General features: G+C 54.9%; 9 protein-coding genes and 3 pseudogenes. 6 read left to right on the forward strand and 6 right to left on the reverse strand.

Annotated elements, in window-relative coordinates; translation table 11 throughout:
- Positions 1-18: 18 nt before the first annotated feature.
- Positions 19-690, reverse strand: a complete 672-nt coding sequence (locus QE435_RS00120; protein WP_349039735.1) for an SH3 domain-containing protein — start codon at positions 688-690, stop codon at positions 19-21.
- A gap of 791 nt (positions 691-1,481) precedes the next feature.
- Between QE435_RS00120 and QE435_RS00125 the strand changes: the two genes are divergently transcribed.
- Together QE435_RS00125 and corA are read left to right on the forward strand one after the other, a co-directional pair.
- Positions 1,482-2,564 (forward strand): hypothetical protein, encoded by a 1,083-nt coding sequence (locus tag QE435_RS00125; protein WP_349039736.1) that lies wholly within the window; start codon positions 1,482-1,484, stop codon positions 2,562-2,564.
- Between the two features lie 586 nt (positions 2,565-3,150).
- Positions 3,151-4,116 carry a magnesium/cobalt transporter CorA gene (gene corA, locus QE435_RS00130; RefSeq protein ID WP_349039737.1) on the forward strand — a complete coding sequence of 322 codons (966 nt, stop codon included), beginning with the start codon at positions 3,151-3,153 and terminating at the stop codon, positions 4,114-4,116.
- Between the two features lie 264 nt (positions 4,117-4,380).
- Here corA and QE435_RS00135 read toward each other — a convergent pair.
- Together QE435_RS00135 and tnpB (QE435_RS00140) are read right to left on the reverse strand one after the other, a co-directional pair.
- A pseudogene (locus QE435_RS00135) lies at positions 4,381-6,038 on the reverse strand (IS66 family transposase).
- A gap of 45 nt (positions 6,039-6,083) precedes the next feature.
- Positions 6,084-6,329, reverse strand: a complete 246-nt coding sequence (tnpB, locus tag QE435_RS00140) for an IS66 family insertion sequence element accessory protein TnpB (RefSeq protein ID WP_349041095.1) — start codon at positions 6,327-6,329, stop codon at positions 6,084-6,086.
- A gap of 814 nt (positions 6,330-7,143) precedes the next feature.
- On the opposite strand from tnpB (QE435_RS00140), the gene QE435_RS00145 reads away from it, so the two are divergent.
- A complete protein-coding gene (locus tag QE435_RS00145) occupies positions 7,144-8,391 on the forward strand; it encodes an arsenic transporter (protein ID WP_349039738.1) in 1,248 nt (415 codons plus the stop codon).
- Between the two features lie 1,212 nt (positions 8,392-9,603).
- Positions 9,604-10,578, forward strand: a complete 975-nt coding sequence (locus QE435_RS00150) for a YihY/virulence factor BrkB family protein (RefSeq protein WP_349039739.1) — start codon at positions 9,604-9,606, stop codon at positions 10,576-10,578.
- Positions 10,579-10,766: 188 nt separating this feature from the next.
- Here the strand turns inward: QE435_RS00150 and QE435_RS00155 are convergent.
- Positions 10,767-10,968: pseudogene (locus tag QE435_RS00155) on the reverse strand (cold-shock protein).
- A gap of 3,418 nt (positions 10,969-14,386) precedes the next feature.
- Here QE435_RS00155 and tnpB (QE435_RS00160) point away from each other — a divergent pair.
- A complete protein-coding gene (gene tnpB, locus QE435_RS00160; RefSeq protein ID WP_349041096.1) occupies positions 14,387-14,626 on the forward strand; it encodes an IS66 family insertion sequence element accessory protein TnpB in 240 nt (79 codons plus the stop codon).
- Between the two features lie 45 nt (positions 14,627-14,671).
- Positions 14,672-16,329 (forward strand): annotated as a pseudogene (locus QE435_RS00165) (IS66 family transposase).
- Between the two features lie 496 nt (positions 16,330-16,825).
- Here the strand turns inward: QE435_RS00165 and QE435_RS00170 are convergent.
- On the reverse strand, positions 16,826-19,027 hold the full coding sequence (locus QE435_RS00170; RefSeq protein WP_349039740.1) for a hypothetical protein: 2,202 nt from the start codon (positions 19,025-19,027) through the stop codon (positions 16,826-16,828).
- Positions 19,028-19,615: 588 nt separating this feature from the next.
- Positions 19,616-21,277: a hypothetical protein gene (locus tag QE435_RS00175; protein ID WP_349039741.1), complete on the reverse strand. Its 1,662-nt coding sequence runs from the start codon at positions 21,275-21,277 to the stop codon at positions 19,616-19,618.
- Positions 21,278-21,309: the final 32 nt, after the last annotated feature.

Genomic DNA, 21,309 nt, shown 5'->3' on the forward strand with positions numbered 1-21,309 from the left:
TCCAGATACAGATGCAGCTCAGTTGTAGGCTTCGATCATCGACCTCGTCACATCGCCAGCAAAGCAGATCGGCGAATACCCTCCCGGCTTCGAATAAGCGCTCCTGCTGCCGCATTTTCGGCCGCGCCTGTCCGTGCTGTACGGGCACGCGCACGTCCCAGGATAGCCCGCGATCGACTCCGCAATGATCCTATGGATGATGATCGACGGAGAAATCTTCGGCTTGACCTCGACGGTCTCCTTGACCTCCGATCCGTCGCGTTTCGCAACGGGCTCATCATCGCTCAGAAACCTGGTCGCAACCCAGCCTTCGCGCTGGGTAAGGTCGTCTCTCACGCGCGACCATTGGCCTTCATGTGCCAGCACCATCACGCGTTTGCCCATATTGAGCCGGTCGAGGATGTTGGCTTTTGCGTTCGGCGATTGTCTTAACGCGACGCTGTTTCCCCGCACAAACTTGGGTCGAGCGCGCTCAATGTCTTGCGCAGGCGGCACCGTTGTCGAGCGCTCAGCGGGTGTCGACGGTGGCGGAGGATACGACGGTGGATCCGGCTCAAGTTTGGCGGGAGCGGATGGCAGAGTGGCCGTCGACGATGGATGTGCCACGCCTCGACCATCCTCTGGCGTCTCGCCGAGTTTCATGATCCCAAGCAAGATCACGCCGCATAGCAGCCAGTACCGTTTTTGCATAAGCGCCCCCTAGATCAATATGGCAGACGCAATCGTTTTTGATCAAGTAGTACGGCGCAATAAATCAACTATGCCGCGCATGCCCCGCAGGATGCAGGAGATGGGAGGCTCTCGACGACTTAGGACACTTGCAGAAGATCGAACCGCAACCTCGATCCGAACTCATTAAATGCAAGGCTGACAATCTCGCCTGCGGCTAGGTCGCACTATTCGTCGAGGGAATTTTCGGTACTAGGTCCGAAGTCTACGACCCGTCGACTTTACGTGATGACCACCCTAAGCTTCAACGACCTCCGCGGTACTGCAGTCACAGGTATGGCTCTGGCAGGCGGCACGGCGCCCGAGATCGCGGCGGTCACCGTCCAGCTTGAGAGACTTTAGGCAATGCTCGTCCTGCGCCTTCTGGGCGGCCCGGCGGATTTAGCGTTAAGCGCGTTGCAGAAGATGATGAGAGCGACATGACGTCCCGCCCTGCTTGATAGTGTGGTCTGGCGCGAAGGCGCGGCATCTTGTGCGGCGCGAGTTGGCGGTGTTTGTGACGGATGGCTAAAAAAGGAAATATCTGGTCTTTTTTTAGGCGGAACGATGTCCTCACAAAAGTGTTTAGATGTGGCTAAACGCAGTCGACCAGGCTGCGCCGCTCTTTGCGTGCAGGAAGCGATAACGAGCTTTAGATCAGCTGCACCCTTGGAACTGATTTCTTTAGAGGAGACCCTCATGAACTCGATCATTTACTTGGTGGGACTAGTCGTAGTTGTCCTGTTTGTTCTCTCTCTGTTGGGGTTACGTTGATGGTAGGATCTGAATTGATTGAGAACCCACATCGCAGCTACGTCGACTGGCCAGCGATTTTTGCTGGGACCGCTATAGCGTCAGGTACCATGGCAGTGTTTACCGCATTCGCCGGTGGGCTGGGATTAAATGCAATTTCGGCCGACAACGGCGGCGAAATCAGCATGACATGGCTCATCATCACCGGCCTGTTCGTGGTGGTGTCGATGGTCGCGTCTTACATGCTCGGTGGTTACATTGCGGGCCGCATGCGACGCCCAGTTTCGGATGGTACATTACGTGATGAACGGACGACCCGAGACGGTATGAATGGTCTTGTTGTTTGGGGCATTGGCACGGTCGTTTCAGCGTTTCTAGCGCTCGGCGTAGTTACGGGTGGCGCAAAGGCCGTCGGGAGTGTCGCACAGACAGCGGTTGAGGCAGCCGGCTCTGCAGTTGGTGGCGCAGCACAAGGTGCAGGTCAGTTGGCAGGCGGCATCGTATCAGGCGCTGGCAACGCCCTCGGTGGTGCTGCTCAGGGCGCGGGCCAAGCTGCCGCTCCAAGTATCGAGCAGTCCCTGCCACAGGGCGTAAAGACGAACCCGATCGACTATTTCACAGATACGATGCTGCGGACGGACACGCCCGCCCCTGGGACCGATCCGAACGCTGCTGACTTTCAGCATCAAGCTGGCGGCATCTTGAGCAATCTGCTTTCCACTGGCGAAATTTCAGATGGCGATAAGGCGTGGCTAGCCAACCAGATCGTTGCACGCACGGGTATCCCACAGGCTGATGCACAGACACGGGTCAATCAGACGGTCGAGCGTGTGCAGGCTGTGCGGACGGCAGCGCAGCAAAAAGCTGACGAAGCACAGAAGAAGATCGATGAACTGAGAGCGCAAGCTGAGAAGGCGGCCGAGGACGCTAAGACAGCAGCAGCAGACGCCGCGGAGAAGGCCCGTATCACAGGGATCCTTACAGCATTCCTGTTGGCAGCTTCGTCGCTCGTGGCGGCTGTAGCAGCCTATATTGGTGCCGTGCACGGTGGACGTCACCGCGACGAAGGTCGCGTGTGGGGTGGCCTGGCGTACCGTAAGTAAACAAACGCAGAGAGGCTGTGCGAAGAAGGCCTCCCTGCTGCAAACAGCCGGAAGGCCGGTGCGGTTCGCGCCGGCTTTTTTTTAGAGTGCTGTCACCGGCTGATGACAGTGCGTGCCATGTATGTGACCCTGTATCCACCATATTCATTTGTGGCCGTCAGCCGAAATCGCACATAGACGACTTAAAAATCCAGCCGTTTTACGTCGAGCAGCTTCAGCTGTCATGCGCAGGTGTCACAGGTGTGGAGTGCTTAACGGGCGCCCGCGGGCGGAAGAGGCTTTAGCGGTTGATCCGGCGCCAGTTTCGCGGGAGCTGATCGCACAGTGGCTGTCGCGATGAAGATGCCGCGCCTCGCCTCGACCACCGGGTGCTGTCTTGCGCACTTGCTGGAATTCCAACCACAATAGCTCGATCCGAAAAGGGCGAACGCAAGGCTGATTATCTTGCCGCTGGGCTCCAATAGCTCCGGGTGCACACTCGTCCGTGGATCTTAAAACGCTACCTCCGCGCCGGCTTTGCGTGTATCAAGTCTTCGATGTCTTTGCCTATCCCGTCTCCCGCCCCAAGCAGCCTCAACGGACACAGATGACAGTCGTCGCATCATACCTCTACCTCAACGGGAAGCGCGCCGATGAGGTCGCACTCTCATCGCAACCATTCGATACCACTGCAGGTGGCTTCGTCTGGATTGGATTGGCCGATCCGACGGCCGAAGAAATGGCGCACCTGAAGGCGATGTTCGGGCTTCATTCCCTTGCAGTCGAAGATGCGCTCAATGGACGGCAGGTGCCCAAGGTCGATATCTACGGCGATCAGTTGTTCGTCGTCGCCAAGACCGCCCATCTGGAAAACGACAAAATCATCTATGGGGAAACCTGTATCTTTGTCGGCCAACAGCACGTCATAACAGTCCGGCACGGATCGGCAAGATCGCACCAAAAACTGCGCGAGCAACTCGAGCAGGCACCACAGCTCCTCTCGCACGGTCCCGACTATGTTCTCCACGGCATTCTGGATTTCATAGTAGACGGCTATCTGCCAATCGTCGAAACGATAGAAGACCGGGTACTCGAGATCGAAAAGCACGTTCTGATTTCCTTCCTTGAGCCGGAGCAGATCCGCAGGATCTTTCGGATGCGCAGGCAAGTCATCAAGTTCCAGAGAGTGATCGGCCCAATGTCGGAAGTTGCCAGCAAACTCGCCCATCTCGAACTACCCTGCGTCGACGACAATGCCAGACCGTTTTTCAGGGATGTTCATGATCATGTCCGCCGGGTGGAAAACATGGTCATCGGGCTGCGCGATATTGTGACCTCCGTTTTCGAAGCCGCAAATCTTCTCGAGCAACAGCGGCAAGGCGCAATAACCCGACAGCTTGCCGCATGGGCGGCGATCCTGGCGGTGCCAACAGCCATCGCTGGCATATACGGCATGAACTTCGAGAACATGCCTGAGTTGAAGACTGAGTACGGATATTATGTTGTACTGGCCGTCATTCTAATTCTATGCGCCATTCTTTACTACCGTTTCAAGCGTGCGGGATGGGTGTAGACGCTCTTGATGGGAATTGAACCTAGACCATTCCGGAAATCGACCAACCCACTCGCTCATTTTGGATATTACGAAAACGGCTCGAACGTCGTCCAGATAAATGCAACAAGCAGCGTCTATCGACTTTGGATCGCCGGGGGGCGCGCGCCCCTATCTTAATGTTCGACTCAGCCACGACGCGCCGATCGGCTTTGGAGCGTGACGTAGGTCACTCTCTTAAAACGGTGATCGCCTTGCTAGTAAGCCCCCGGTGAAGGCCGCAGGTCAGGCCGCTTGAGCGTTGATGGTCGGCGGTGTCCAATTCCAAGGAAGCAGTTGTGCTGCAGCTTGGTAATCGGGGTGTCCGGGATGCGGGCAAGAACGTCGGCAAGCCATGCCTGCGGATCGATGTCGTTGAGCTTTGCCGTCATGATCAGGGTGGCCATGAAGGCGGCACGGTCAGCACCACGATCCGATCCGGCGAAGAGCCACGATTTTCTGCCGAGTGCGAAGCCTCTGAGCGCCCGCTCAGCGGCATTGTTTGTCAGGCAAATTCTGCCATCCTCCAAGAATGACGTGAAGCCATCCCAGCGCTTGAGCATGTAGTCGATCGCCTCTGCGACCGGAGAACTGCGTGACAGCTTTGACCGCTCGGTTTGAAGCCAGGCCTGCAAATCGTCGACGAGCGGCAGACTTTCCTTGTGGCGACCTTCCAGGCGTTGGTCGGCCGTAAGCCCGTTGATCTCCCGCTCGATATCGAACAGGCCGTCGATCCGTTTGACGGCTTCGAGCGCCACAGGCGAGATCGGCGCGGCGTTCTTTCCACGCTTGGCGTTCGCGGCAATGTCGGCGAGCACAAAGAATTTGCGCCGCGAGTGCGCCCAGCAGAGTGCCTGCGTCAGCGGACCGGGATCGCGATCAACCTTGAACAGCGGATTGTAGCCGCCATAGGCATCCGCCTGCAGAATGCCGGTGAAGGTCTTCAGGTGGCGTTGCGGATGTTCCTACCGTCGATCGCGCGAGGCATAGTAAAGGGCGGCCGGCGGTGAGAGCCCTCCGAACGGTCGATCGTCCCGGACATAGGTCCAGATGCGGCCCGTATCAGTCTTTCCCTTTGCCAGGATCGGCACGGTCGTGTCGTCACCATGCAGACGGTCGGCAACAAGGACATGCGCTTCGATCAGAGAGTGAATGGGCTTCAGCGCCGCGGCGCATGCTCCAACCTGATCGGCCAGCGTCGACAAGCTGATGTCGACGCCCTCGCGGGCGTAGCGTTCGCTCTGACGATTGAGCGGCTGGTGCTGGGCAAACTTCTCGAACAGGATCATCGCCAGCAGGTTCGGTCCTGCAAAACCGCGGGGCGTTACGTGGAATGGTGCCGGCGGCTGCGTGATCTTCTCACACTCGCGGCAGGAGAACTTCTCCCGCACGGTCTGAATGACCTTCCACTGACGCGGGATGACCTCCAGGGTCTCGGTGATGTCCTCGCCAAGCTTCGACAGTTTGGTCGATCCGCAGCAGGCGCAATTCGCGGGAGCGGCGATAACGACGCGCTCACGCGGCAGGTGTTCAGGAAAGGGCTTGCGTGATGGGCGCTTGCGCTCGAAAGCTTTGACGGCTGAGGCTTTGGCGGCGATTTCCGCGACCAATTCATCTTCACCGGCGTCTGCTTCGAGCTCCTCGAGTTGCAATTCCATCTGCTCAAGGAGCCGCGCCTTACGCTCGGACCGGCTGCCGTAGAGTTCACGGCGAACCTTGTCGATCTCCAGCTTCAGCCGCGCGATCAGCGCCTCGGAATGCGATACAAGTGCCTTTGCGCTGGCGGCTTCTGCCTTGGCGGTTGCCGCTTCTGCTTCGGCTGCAACGCGTCGAGCGCGTTCCTGGGCCAGCAGTGCAAGGGCACTGGCAAGGTCATCCGGAAGCTCTTCGGTCGCATTGCTCATGACAGAATGGAATCATATTCGACCCCGTCATTCCAGTGTTTTTGCTCATCCGGCCGACGTCGGCCGCCAGGTCTTTTGCGGCATCCGCCAGTCGATACCCTCCAACAGGTAACCGAGCTGCGCAGGCGTAATCACCACCGTGCCATCGGCCGCTGATGGCCAGATGAAACGACCGCGCTCCAGCTTCTTCGTAAACAGACAGGCTCCCTGGCCGTCATGCCAGATGACCTTGATCAGGCCACCACCACGGCCGCGGAATACGAACAGATGACCGCACATCGGGATCGCTATCCACGCGGACCCGACGGCCCCGGCCGAGCTCGATCGTTACATCGCTGCGCTTCCGACGAGAATGGGATGTGGTGGGCGGTTCCGGTTGAACGGGAGAGACTAACGAAGCGGCCTCAGACACGATTACCGGCACCAAAGTCGCCGTGTCCGACCTCGGCTCCTCGATCCGGCAAAGCTCCTTTCGCCAGCGAAAGAGTTGACTGACATGAATGCCGGCTGCGCGGGCAATCTCGGAGATCACCGCGTCTGGCTCAAAGCAGGCAGCGACGAGGCGCTCTTTGTCTTCGCGTGACCAGCGCCGACGGCGCTCTACGGACGTTATCACCTCAATTGGATGCTTCGTCATATGATTACTCCTAGTGTTACCACTAGGACTGGCAGTCAGCAGCCCGTCATCGCAAGACGGCCTTCACCGTGGGCTTACGATAAGAGGATTAGGGCCGCGGTGAGCACCAAGCGTTGGATCAGGGCTTTGTGTACTCGATGTGATATCATTTCAGTTCTAATATGCATTCTGAGGAAATCGTCGGTTTCACGCCATTACGTAGCCGATTTGCCGTGCCGTATGGCTTTAAAAATCAGCTCAGGTCAAAGCGCCTGTTAAGCATCAGCGTGAAGGCACAAAGACGGCCTGCTTGCAAACCTATGGCGTTGTCAAGCGAGCCTAATGAAGGCTTCTCGCGCTTCTCACGGTTAGTGGGACCTGTTGCTGGAAATGAAGATGTGATGTATCGGGATCCGTCAAAAGAACCAGATTTTCCCACTAGCCGGCCGTTGTGCCTCTCACACATTAAGGACGACCCTATGACCCAAAATGCGATCGTATGGGGTATCGCAGGGCGTTACAGCGGCTGGCGTTATCACCCGGCCGTTCCGCTGGCCGGAGGCCGTTTGGGCAGTTCTTGGTGCTGTTCTCCTTCTCTTGTTCCAGCTGATCGAGCCTGCCGATGCGCTTGAAGGTGTTGCCAAGGGGATTGACGTCTATCTCTTCCTGATCGGCATGATGCTACTATCTGAGTTGGCTCGCAAAGAGGGCCTCTTCGATTGGGTTGCTGCGATTGCAACCTCCTACGCCAAGGGATCGCCGAAGCGTCTCTTTGTGCTCGTCTATCTGGTCGGCCTTGTCGTGACGGTGTTTCTTTCGAATGACGCGACTGCTGTTGTTCTCACGCCTGCCGTCTATGCAGCCTGCCGTGCGAGCCGGGTTCGCGATCCGATGCCTTACCTGTTGATCTGCGCCTTCATCGCGAACGCCGCGAGCTTTGTGTTGCCAATCTCCAATCCGGCCAATCTCGTAATCTTCGCCGGGGGCGAAATGCCTCCTCTGTCGCGCTGGCTGGCAACGTTCTTGCTGCCGTCGGTAGTTTCCATCATCGTGACATTCATATGTCTCTACTGGACGCAGAGGCGCACTTTGTCGGAAGAGAGGCTCGCTGCCGCGGCAGACCGACCGGTCCTTAGCCGTAGCGCTAGCCTTGCAGGGTGGGGCATCGTAAGCACCGCTATCATCCTCATCGTTGCGTCGGCCCTACATGCTGACCTCGGCGTCCCTACTTTCGTTGCCGGGACGATCACGACTATCTTCGTTCTCTTGCTGACACGACAGAGCCCCATGGAGACGATAAAGGGTATCAGTTGGAGCGTCCTGCCCTTGGTTGCAGGTTTGTTCATCATCGTCGAGGCGCTTGACCGCACCGGTGTAACAACCATTCTGGCCGATCAGTTGGTATCTTTGTCTTCGGTATCCGAAGGTTACGCCATTGGTGTAGCCGGGACCTTTGTGGCCGTCATCTGCAATCTCGTCAATAATTTGCCTGCTGGCTTGCTTGCCGGTAGCGTGGTTCAGGCAGCGCACGTGTCGGATAAGGTCGCAGGCGCGGTTCTGATTGGCGTTGATCTCGGGCCCAATCTTTCCGTCACGGGGTCGCTGGCGACGATCCTATGGCTGTCGGCACTTCGTCGTGAAGGGCTCAATATCAGCAGCTGGAGATTTTTGAAGCTTGGCGTGGTTGTCATGTTTCCAGCACTCATTATGTCGCTGGTTTCACTCGTTTTGCTTTAACCGACCTACGACAAGCATCCACATTTATTGTGTAACCGTAATGGGTCAGTTATTTTGAGACGCTCGTCAGGTCATCCATTTCAACTGGTCAATGCACGCGCGTGATGGGTCGCTGTGAACGGATGTCATTTGAAAAATTGAGAACGACGAGCGGTCATGACGGAGGCGGCTTGGTTGCAAGAGCCAACCGCTTCGTAACACGTTCTTTGTGTTTCGGTTTTGAGGATGTCGTTGAAGGCACAGCTAAATGATCCCTAAACCGATCATGCTGATTTAGGATACGGGTCGCCCATTGGTGATCAAGGTCACGCGACCGCGCAAGGCGTCTCCCATGTCCCATCGTACCAGGTTAAAGGGCGTCGTAATTCGCGCTAAGCCAAAAATCCTGACGATAAAGCCGAAGGCGCCCTCTTTTTGAGAGCTCGCGCAAAGAGCTGCGTTGGTGCTTCAGAAGGCATGATCATGTCGGCACGCCACGTGGTAGCGCCAAGAACGTGAGCTCCAACTCCGCACCGTTTAGCAACACATGATCGGTAGTACCGAACATGGCATTGCGTCAGCGTCGAAAGCGACGAGCGCGGCTTGCTTTAAGCTGCCGTCGTCGTTCGCCTCCTTGAGTGCTTTTAGGTCATTCATGAAGGAATAGAGGGCAGGCATCCGTTAGAATTGAACCGGTCGCCATAAGTTCAACACCTGGTCTGGAAAGGGGTCGCTAGCGTATGCGAGGTTGAACGCTCGACACAGCTCACCTAGGTAATGCTTCGAGAAGGTCACGCATATACTTTGGCATCAATCGCATCGATGTGTTCGAGAACTTCGTGGGCCCGGCCTCTTTGATCTAGCTGCTTTGCTGTGCGTCCGGAGAAGCCGGAAAGAGGCTTCGAGGGCTACCATGCCTAAGCAATTTGTTTGGATCCGACGCGTGCCTCACCTTTGTTGATCACTTCGATCGTTTCGCACAGGCGTCGGTAGCGTCAACCATATGCGCGTCGAAGGGCTGGGTTTGTTGCGCTCCGTGGGGATTCTTCGTCGGATGATCGAACGCAAGCCAGATCCAACTTTCCCTTTTGCTACGCGACGACGAAAGTGGGTACACTTTCGGTGGCGACGTTGTCCCCGTCGAGATGGCATACCATAAGTCCTCAATCGAAGAGAATCGTTAGCTCTTGCTCGTATGATGCGGGTTCAGGGATAAGCGTACTGGAGACAACGATGATGAATGACACCTTGGCTGATCGTGGCCGTGACGCCGAGGCACCTCAGGATATCCCCGCAAAGGGCCTGCGCGATGTCTTCTGGCGCGTCGTGAAGGCAATCATCGCCGATCGCGTGACCTTGATCGCCGCCGGTGTCACCTACTTCATGTTGCTATCGCTGTTTCCGGCACTGGGCGCTCTGGTCGCACTGTATGGATTTGTCGCAGATCCGACTGCCATTATGGCCCACATTAGCTTTTTGGCCGGTGTCTTTCCGCCCGGGTCGTTTGATTTGATATTGGATCAACTGACATCTCTCACGCAGCAGGCAACTTCGACAAGAAGTCTGGCATTCTTTGGTGGTTTGCTCGTCGCCATCTGGAGCGCCAACAGCGGCATTAAGGCTTTGTTCGATGCAATGAACGTCGCCTATCGCGAAGATGAAAAGCGCAGCCTGGTTCGCTTGAACCTGTTATCGCTGGGTTTTACCTTTTGCGCGCTTGTTGTTGCGATCGTCCTAATCGCGACGATAGGCATCCTGCCTGCAGTCTTGAAGTATCTCTGGCTTGATGACTGGCAGGAGCTGCTTGCCCGTCTAGCACGCTGGCCATTCATCATACTTGTCTTTGGCTGCGGCATATCGATGATTTACCGCTATGGACCTAGCCGTGAGGAAGCAAAGATCAAGTGGCTGAGTTGGGGTGTCATGTTCAGTAGCGTGCTTTGGCTGGTCGCTTCCGTCCTATTTTCTTTCTACCTTGAGAATTTCGCAAACTATAATGCGACCTACGGCACTCTCGGGGCACTGATCGGTCTAATGGTCTGGGTGTGGATTTCGGTCATCATCTTGATCGTCGGCGCCGAAATCAATGCCGAGCTCGAGCATCAAACGCGCAAGGATTCAACGACTGGTGCGCCAAAGCCCATGGGGGAGCGGGGCGCGTTTGTTGCTGACACCGTTGGTGAAGCGGTCAGCGACGGCGGTCAATGACCGAGGTAGACGTCTAATTTTTCTAGGAGCGGCGAGTGGTGTTCTGTGCAGAAGCACGAAGGGTTCTGGGTGCCAGGTTACTTGTTCCAGCGGTATATACCCCATTACGAACCGAGAGGGGCGGTCGCGTAGCCGCTGATCGACTGGGCCTGGATGGCCCCGGCAAGGTTGACGGGGCCGCTTCGGTTTCACAGAACAGTAACGTTCTCAGCTTTCGATTTGCCGGTCTTGCGATCCTGGCCAACATCGTAGCTCACCTTCTGACCGTCGGTCAGGGCGCCGCCGAAGCTGACGGCAGAGATGTGAACGAAGACGTCTGGGCCGCCGTTGTCTGGGGTGATGAAGCCGAAGCCCTTATCGTGCGAAAAATTTAACTGTACCTGTTGCCATGATGTCCTCGTCTGTTGATTACGAGGTTACCGCAATATCGACTATCAGCATGAACTTCAAGTTTTTCCGAACGCAGTGAGGATTGTGAGATCAGAACAACTACAAGGTCGAGAAGAGTCTGATGGTTGGTCCGCTGTCTCGTGTGGGTGAAAAAAGAGCCGAAGAGGATAGAGTGGCGCGCCTTCGGATCGAGTAGGAGTTGACCGACCGCGTTCGGTTACAGGACCCAAAGCTTTCGACAGGTCCCCATGTTAGTCAAAGCAATGACAGAATTTCCTCCGAAATTGGAATGAAAATCGCGTTCCCCCTGGGTCCGAAGCGGACTACGCACGCCTGTGTCCATGTCCGCCAGCGCTGAGCGTTGATAATGGTCTTGGTTCTTCTACCAAGCAGCGTGTAACCCGGAAATGCCCATACAAATAACGAAAGCGACGAAGCAGCCGGATGAGCGTTTGGATGTTAAGGATACAGGCAACTGTCCATCATCGGGTGAGCCGAGAATGGGTGTTGACTTCCTTAATGAGCGGTTGCCAAAAGTAAGAATGCACCCCTCTCACGTTTGATAAGTGTCGTGCTTGCCTCAGCAATTGTGAAGCATAAACCGGAATGGACATGGACCTTTTATCATTGGAGTCCTTCTGTCTCGAACGCCGCATGGGCGCCTTCCCGTAGATGTAGATTTTGGCTGGTCGGCACTCCTATGATTTGAATTTGCGCGATTAACGAAGATGGAACTGGGTTCAACAGAGTTTGGTTAATCTCGGTCACTCGGAGGTAAAGCTATGAATAATTTGAGCGCGGTGGTCTGCCTAGTATCTGTCAGCATCCTCAGCGGTTGTGTAGATGATCGCGGGAACCGTGGCAGTGTGTACTCCTCCGGCCTGAGCCACAACCGCTCGTGCGGAAATGGAGAAAATGATATATCCCACCCCTATGCCGGGAGCTGCGACTGGCGCCGCGAAAACGGTAGGGACTGGGCGGACAGCGGCGCGAATAATAACATTTACCGGCGCTACCGATGACGTCGGACGAAGCGTTCATACCTATCAAGTGGCTCTACCTTAGGAAATCCTCCAATTGTTCCGTGCGGGGGTACCTGAGACCTCGCTTACGGTTCGCCACAAAATGCGCGTAACCTATTTAGAAGCGCGACCTGAACCCCCTACATAGGGAGTGGGGATATGCGGAGCTTCTACACGTCCGATGCTTCTAACGAGAAGCTTTGATAGGGCCTAGTGTCAATGGGTTGACCATGGCGCACCCGACGGTATAAACGTCGAGTGCCCCGACGTTCTCTGGCGCATGCGGTCGTATTTATAATTTTACCGCGCTGCATTTGCGCACTTATGGTCGCCGCATTACGAACGCGCCGTCGCGAGTGGCGTGAAGGTCTGGCTTGACAGGAGTGCCATGACCGGTAGCGAGGAGCGGGGAGATGAGTGGCGCAGGCGCGTATAAGATTACCGAGCGTATGGCTAAACGCGAGGTCTGCTACTCACGTAGGCCTTGTTTCTCCTGTCTAGCTATACCGGATCACCGAAGCGAAGCTGATGCATTCTGCCCGCTGTCGCACTTTCTTCTAACCTAGTCGTCGTGTGGAGAAAGCGATGGTTTGCGTTATTTTCGCCGTGTGGGTCAGTGTGTCACGTACAGCTGTTTATTAGGCGGCGAAGATAAATCCGGACGTCAGAAACGCTCAGCGCTTTTCGGCAAGACCTGGGACCTGCCGCCGTGGCGACCTACTTAAGCGTCGGGTCATCATCTGTTTTCGTTGATAAAAATGGCTGACTGAGCAGTGACATTCATAACTTCATGCTGTGGGGCTACGCGGCCTGAATGGCCTCACTCCGTCGCCTAAAAACTTCGCGCTTCTTCAGAAACGTCATAGTGTATTTCGCTTAGCCACAATGGCGGAAAGACGAGTTAACTTATCAAGCTTGCGGTGACTTTCACATCTTGTTATGGATGGAACCTTATGTCTTTGACCGATTTTTTAAAAGGTGGTAAGCGAGGCCGTGTGGATCGAGACAGTGGCGGTCGCACCATATGTGTATGTTTTGATACAGCAACTTCAATAAATCGTCTCTCTGCGATGGGAGGTCGGAGACTTCCATTCCTGGTACACGAAGGTCGTCGTCTACCAGCCTCACACCCGTCCCAAGAATCGCCGCAGCTTCATAGAAGAGCTTTCCTCTGATGCCGACGCCGACGACTTGTCGTTCAGTGGCAATCGTTGTGAAAGCTAGAAGTAGCCCTTTTGGTAGCGAACGAAGAAACTCGAGTCTTCGTCGTTCCTCAATCACTTGGTCCGCACGCTGCTCGTACCCGTTCGGAACCACAACAACGAAGCCTCGGTCGCATCGTAAGCTCATACCGTCGAGGTCCTCTATGATTTCTTTGAGCCGCCGGTTTTCCGTTGGGGCGGGCCAGATTTTCGAGGCTGTCAGGCTGGCTCCGATATCAGAGAGGAGTAGTAATCCGACGTGTGGGTTCCGATAGTGATGATTTAGCGCTGCATATAGAGCATCAGAGATCTGACTGTCCGACATTTTGTCTGCCGAGATTTGGTAGAGACATTTAAATGGATCGATCGGTTGATCGTCGATGCAGAGACATTAACGGGAAAGAGTAAAAGCCGTTTTCACAATCAAAGTTAATGCGAAATACGATTATCGTCTAAAACGATAATTTATAAAGTATGTTGGTATTTCGCTTCGCTGTCCGCAGTGCCAGGTTTCGCATATAGGAGACTAAAGAGTCTTTGCAAACGTTCGATGAGCGTTACGCTGTCGCCAAGAGGTAAGTGTACACCCAACTTCTCCGGCTGATCGACAAAATCGCGTCGAGCTCAACACCTCTAATCTCTCCCTACCGAATTCCCCATGGGCCAATTGCAATTTCGTTGCGGACCAAACCTTTGGCACTGAAAGTCTGCGGAGCTGAAGGGCGCGGTTGTCCTAATGAATTTTGGTGGGTAGCGTAGCAAGGGTAAGCCCACGGTGAAGGCCGTCTTGCGATGACGGGCTGCTGACTGCCAGTCCTAGTGGTAACACTAGGAGTAATCATATGACGAAGCATCCAATTGAGGTGATAACGTCCGTAGAGCGCCGTCGGCGCTGGTCACGCGAAGACAAAGAGCGCCTCGTCGCTGCCTGCTTTGAGCCAGACGCGGTGATCTCCGAGATTGCCCGCGCAGCCGGCATTCATGTCAGTCAACTCTTTCGCTGGCGAAAGGAGCTTTGCCGGATCGAGGAGCCGAGGTCGGACACGGCGACTTTGGTGCCGGTAATCGTGTCTGAGGCCGCTTCGTTAGTCTCTCCCGTTCAACCGGAACCGCCCACCACATCCCATTCTCGTCGGAAGCGCAGCGATGTAACGATCGAGCTCGGCCGGGGCCGTCGGGTCCGCGTGGATAGCGATCCCGATGTGCGGTCATCTGTTCGTATTCCGCGGCCGTGGTGGTGGCCTGATCAAGGTCATCTGGCATGACGGCCAGGGAGCCTGTCTGTTTACGAAGAAGCTGGAGCGCGGTCGTTTCATCTGGCCATCAGCGGCCGATGGCACGGTGGTGATCACGCCTGCGCAGCTCGGTTACCTGTTGGAGGGTATCGACTGGCGGATGCCGCAAAAGACCTGGCGGCCGACGTCGGCCGGATGAGCAAAAACACTGGAATGACGGGGTCGAATATGATTCCATTCTGTCATGAGCAATGCGACCGAAGAGCTTCCGGATGACCTTGCCAGTGCCCTTGCACTGCTGGCCCAGGAACGCGCTCGACGCGTTGCAGCCGAAGCAGAAGCGGCAACCGCCAAGGCAGAAGCCGCCAGCGCAAAGGCACTTGTATCGCATTCCGAGGCGCTGATCGCGCGGCTGAAGCTGGAGATCGACAAGGTTCGCCGTGAACTCTACGGCAGCCGGTCCGAGCGTAAGGCGCGGCTCCTTGAGCAGATGGAATTGCAACTCGAGGAGCTCGAAGCAGACGCCGGTGAAGATGAATTGGTCGCGGAAATCGCCGCCAAAGCCTCAGCCGTCAAAGCTTTCGAGCGCAAGCGCCCATCACGCAAGCCCTTTCCTGAACACCTGCCGCGTGAGCGCGTCGTTATCGCCGCTCCCGCGAATTGCGCCTGCTGCGGATCGACCAAACTGTCGAAGCTTGGCGAGGACATCACCGAGACCCTGGAGGTCATCCCGCGTCAGTGGAAGGTCATTCAGACCGTGCGGGAGAAGTTCTCCTGCCGCGAGTGTGAGAAGATCACGCAGCCGCCGGCACCATTCCACGTAACGCCCCGCGGTTTTGCAGGACCGAACCTGCTGGCGATGATCCTGTTCGAGAAGTTTGCCCAGCACCAGCCGCTCAATCGTCAGAGCGAACGCTACGCCCGCGAGGGCGTCGACATCAGCTTGTCGACGCTGGCCGATCAGGTTGGAGCATGCGCCGCGGCGCTGAAGCCCATTCACTCTCTGATCGAAGCGCATGTCCTTGTTGCCGACCGTCTGCATGGTGACGACACGACCGTGCCGATCCTGGCAAAGGGAAAGACTGATACGGGCCGCATCTGGACCTATGTCCGGGACGATCGACCGTTCGGAGGGCTCTCACCGCCGGCCGCCCTTTACTATGCCTCGCGCGATCGACGGTAGGAACATCCGCAACGCCACCTGAAGACCTTCACCGGCATTCTGCAGGCGGATGCCTATGGCGGCTACAATCCGCTGTTCAAGGTTGATCGCGATCCCGGTCCGCTGACGCAGGCACTCTGCTGGGCGCACTCGCGGCGCAAATTCTTTGTGCTCGCCGACATTGCCGCGAACGCCAAGCGTGGAAAGAACGCCGCGCCGATCTCGCCTGTGGCGCTCGAAGCCGTCAAACGGATCGACGGCCTGTTCGATATCGAGCGGGAGATCAACGGGCTTACGGCCGACCAACGCCTGGAAGGTCGCCACAAGGAAAGTCTGCCGCTCGTCGACGATTTGCAGGCCTGGCTTCAAACCGAGCGGTCAAAGCTGTCACGCAGTTCTCCGGTCGCAGAGGCGATCGACTACATGCTCAAGCGCTGGGATGGCTTCACGTCATTCTTGGAGGATGGCAGAATTTGCCTGACAAACAATGCCGCTGAGCGGGCGCTCAGAGGCTTCGCACTCGGCAGAAAATCGTGGCTCTTCGCCGGATCGGATCGTGGTGCTGACCGTGCCGCCTTCATGGCCACCCTGATCATGACGGCAAAGCTCAACGACATCGATCCGCAGGCATGGCTTGCCGACGTTCTTGCCCGCATCCCGGACACCCCGATTACCAAGCTGCAGCACAACTGCTTCCTTGGAATTGGACACCGCCGACCATCAACGCTCAAGCGGCCTGACCTGCGGCCTTCACCGGGGGCTTACCTCTTATCGGCCAGCGATGAAAATGCATTGAGCCGAACGGACCAGTAGAACGAGGTATAGACCGCAAGCGAACGTGCCGAAAGCCAAAAGCACAATTTTGAGGTCGCCAATTAAGTTCACCGCCCTTACGCCGTGGAGCTACAAGGCCTGAACGGCCTCAGCTTGCCGCTTACGAAGGTTTTGACGAGGCCTTCGGCTATTCCCTTTAAACTGAGGGCTGCGAACGGGGTTGAACGCGGCTCCATTCCGATGCCGATGAGCAGCGATTTGGTTCCCTCGGGGTGAAGCAGGAGCCGTTGTCCGTCAGCTAGTCGATTGCCTTTGGAAGGGTGCTGATGAGACCGAAGGCGTTCTCAACGACCGCGATGATAAGGTCCTAGACGTCTTGGATTTTGATGCCATCACGCTCACAGAGCGGCGCTGCATCGGAGATGGTTGCCGCCCTACGAGATCCCTCCCTGAGATCAGCATCTAACGTACCAACAGTTCAAGCAGCGCTAAGTCTAGGTCATTACGCGGAATGGCGCCAATATCTTGCACCAGGAGACGATTTAGGTCATCGTTGGAAAGCCGCTCTGGATCAAGCGGCGCAGCGAAGCGAACATTTGGGCATGGTAGTGGTGTTATGCCGTTATAGAACAACATGCAGGCGAAATTTTCGTGTGGTAGCAAGTCTGTGGGGAACATATACTGAGTTGTGAATGACGTATCACGCACCGCAGAGAATGCCGTCGAATAGATCCGCATATCTTCCCAAGACCCCACAGCAAACTGGTCCCCTACAGACAGCCGGGTAGCATAGTGAAGGAAGTTGCGGTCATCCACATATACAATTGATCTAGCTCGCATTTCATTAACGTAGTCCGCAAGGTCGATGGGCGGCCCATCGTGGAAAGATTTGTCGGGACGTATTCTAATAACTAAGTCATATTCCTTGCCCGTATGCTGCGCGAGCTTAAAACATTCCTCCACTTTATAGTACATTTTATAGTGGTTTGGCCACGAGGCAAGCTCCATATCTTCAGCACTTTGTACGACTACAAAGTCGGTCTTGTAGAAATCCTTTATCTCAGCTTCAGTAACTTTACTACTTTGACGAAACCAACCTATCAAGTTCGGATAAAGCCGCTCAATCCCGCCCTCGCCGTAGGTCCGGAATGCCGACTGAAAGGTCTGCGCAAACTCTGGGGAAAATGCTCGGTCACAGTGTGGAGGATACGGCAACTTTCGCCCGAGGTCGTCCCAAACATGCACGAAGATATCCACCTCATGCCTGTCCAAACCAAGCACGCCCCATGTGGAGAATGCATCCCTATACCCCCTTAACTGCCCAGATATGCACAATGCGATACGTAATGTTTCCGTTTTCGCAGGCAAGGAATGGATCCGTTTCAAGCGCCTTCTAGAAGCTTCAACCAAAACGTCAGACTGGGGTGACTTGGTGACGACACTAGTATCTGCGGATAAATGTGACCACAAACTCTCTAGGGCCTCCGGCCTGTAAGCAAATGCTAGAACTGCGAAGTTATAAAGAGCCTGAGGCGTCATAGAATCGTAGCTTATGCGACGATCGACAACGGCTCCAAAATTCTCTAGGTTGCCTTTTAATAAAAAATCACACAGGCAACAAAGCATCTGCGTCGAAATATTCCCGATGTTTGTAGCGAGCCATTTCTCCGCTACAGCCTTTGGAATATCATGAGCCACGATGAATTTCACCATTGCCGTTAATGAAGTATCGTCTGCGTCCGGCGGCAACGTCCCCCCCATTGACCTCGCGAAAGCTCGAAACTTCTCAAACGCCGATGGATCTCTGATCGCAAGGGGTAGCGTTTGTCCAATGATGGCCGGCATAAACCGCTCGTAGGAATCGGGCTGTTGGGCAACGAGCTGTGACCACAATTCGTTGAGCATAGGTCGGCGCCAATCGTTTTCGATTGCTTTCACAAGCAAAAATGCGCCCACGTCGTAGAACGGTGGATTTGCATCAAGCCGCTCCACACCTTTCAGCCACCTAGCAACTCCCTGACTGAAATCACCAATCTTGGCATCGATCTCTACAGCGAGGCGAATGTCGTAAATCCCAAGCGATGCCGCCTCTACCCCCTGGTCCGCATGCAATTTAGCCTCCTGCAGAAGCCCCGAATTAAGGGCTATTGAAGCCTGGCGGAAGTATCCATCTGGCATCTGCTGAAAGTCGCGTTGAAAAGCAGCCCAAAATAGTTTTGCTTTGTCGAGGTCACCTCGTCTTTCAACCGCATCAGCCTCGAGCAACCGAAGCCAAACGTGTTCTGGAGCAACAGCAGCACCTTTGATCGCCCATTGATCTGCGTCACTATCTCTCCCGAGAAATTTGTACGCATGAGCCAGTTGGTTATATAGACCTGGTTCTCTCGGAAATAGCTCAAGCGCGACAAGTGCTAGACGTTCGGCCTCCAGGTAATTTTTACTAAGCATCGACGCTTCGATGGCAGCCATCCTAGATGCGGGATTCACCTCGACTTCCCGCGATGCTGCTGGGGCTAGGTCAACCTCAACTTGCTCCGAGTCTGCTGGGGCTGCGTCAACCTCAACTTGCTCCGAGTCTGCTGTGGCTGGGTGAAGCTCAAGTGGCCGAAAATCTGTTGCCTGGGATTGAGCGTCGTTTTTCACGCTACTTGACAGCCACGACACGAAATTTTTCCACAACAACGGCAGACCGCCCTAAATCCAGATTCGATGGTAAGTTTTTATACAGTCATTCTAGTTGCGGCAATACGCACTTCATCGGGGAGAGCTTTCAGGGCGGCAGAGCCTAGAGACTTATGGCTAACGTCGGCTGTGTCGCCCAAGTCCTTCCGCTGCCATCGCCGCAGGTGAAGAGGATGTTCCCGCTCAAATTATCGGCGCGCCCCAAGATCTCGACCTTACAGTCGGCAGAAGCAGAAAGGCTCAGTACCGCTTGGGTATAGTAAGCATCCGGTGACTACCGCGGTTGTCGCTGGCGGTGTCCCGCTTCAGCGGCATGACTGCGGTTCCACAATAGCTTTGGCAGCCTTGCGCAGCGCTCTCCAAATTCCGGGTGTGCGAGCTCCGTATGCTCAGTCGCAATCTTGAAGAACTACTCCGCGATGGCATCAAATGAGACGGTTTATTTCGTCAGCATGCCAAATACGGCACCGGCATACGGATCAAATTCGTCATGCGCCTCACTAATGTCGACACGCCGATGGGTTGTTCGTGAGACAAATCCGGCAAGGGAACCCATAGATCTTTTCTCCACTAGCCGCTAGCTCGGGAACCTCCTGTCGCATCTATCAATTCAAGATCACGTTCTGTAGGATCCACGGGTAAGTCGTTAAGTACAGCTGCCCTAATGGTGCTCTCATCTATTTGTCCCGGCTCAAGTAGGTCACCCGCTATCAATCCGAGTGTGTTCAAATCTCGAAACAGAATACCACGGTCTAGACAATTATGAGCGATGTTTGTGTGGGGGTATAATTCCACAGGCATACCATAATCCAGTGGCATTTTTTCATGAGATCGAGTGCTCCTGTACCGCTTCCAAACTGCGCAGTATTCCTCCATATCGTCTTGAGTTCCGACAGCTATCTGATCGCCAACGCTATAGCCGCCGGTTGCTAACATAAAGTTAGGTCGATCCACGTAAATTATTTTGTCATTGTGGCACTCACGCAAAATCTGTGTAAGATCCAGTGCGGTACTCACCTCATCAATCGCTTTATCGGGCCGGATCTTAATAACCAGATCAAACCGTCCCCCGAACTCCCTGACTTTCTCGAAGCAGACCGAGTTCTTATAATACATCCGCTCGCTGTTAGAAGAGAATCCCCCAGTGTCAGCTTCCACATACACGTTAGACGAATTATAAAATTCAGAGATAACATCGATGGAGACTTTGTCCGGGTCTGTGTACAAAGAAAGTAACGTCGGATATCGCCGCCAAAATTCCTCAGCGCCCACTTCGGCAACGTAGCGGGTAAATGCTGAAGCCAACCTGGGTGCAAAACTTCGGCTGGCATGATCTGATACCGGAACTTTGCGACCAACCTCATCCCAGACATCTACGAAAATTTCGACATCGTGGTTAGAAAGGCCTAGTGCACCCCATGTGGGGAATGCTTTCCGATAGCCTCTTAGTTGTCCGACGACACAAAGAGCAACACTTAGGCGGGAGTTGATGGTGCGAGACTTTTTAGCCGATTTCCGAGCGCTGTCGATGCGTTCAAAAGTCTCGGTGATAGAACAGTCAGTACTGACCAAAAACCGGGAATTGATAATGGCCATTTCGGCATCAGCTTCGGGGCAGTAAGATAAAATCGCAGCCAACAAGTTGTAATAAATAGCACTGTCTTTTACCTTGAAGATGAGTTCCCTTCTATTTTCGATTACCCAGTCAATGCAAATTTTGTTCGTGAATGCGAATATAAAGTTCGATTGCGAAAGACTTAAGCACTGAAAATTCTGGTCAAGAAATTCGTATACCGCGCTTCTGTTTTTCTCAAGACTTGTCTGACAGACTATTGTGGCCTCAGCCGTGTTTATACGACCATCGAACGAAAATAACTGAATGGCGGCTTGGACTATGCTTCGATAAGCTTCGTATTTGACAGTATCGCTCCAGTAGAGGCTTGATATGTGCCGAGCGAGATAGGGGACTCCTGCACTTGTATCGCTGTTTTGGTTTGCGAGCCACTTCAGTAGAGCGGGGTTGATCAGTTCGAGCAACCAAACCTCGTCAACCGATGGCAGTTGGCATAGGAGAATGGATAGTACGTGGTAGGGAAGCCGTTCCAAGGCTTCCATCGTCGGAAGTACCGCAATATCGATGCTGTTGATATGAGCAACGGCCTGTTTGAAATCTCGATCGTGATAAGCTTTTTCAGCTTCTCTTGTTAGCTTGAGCCAGAGAGGATCGGACATTAGATCTTTACCTGAAATGCATGAGCGCCTAC

Origin of the sequence: Agrobacterium sp. SORGH_AS 787, assembly GCF_030819035.1 — a bacterium.
In the GTDB taxonomy this organism is placed as follows: Bacteria; Pseudomonadota; Alphaproteobacteria; order Rhizobiales; family Rhizobiaceae; genus Agrobacterium; species Agrobacterium larrymoorei_B.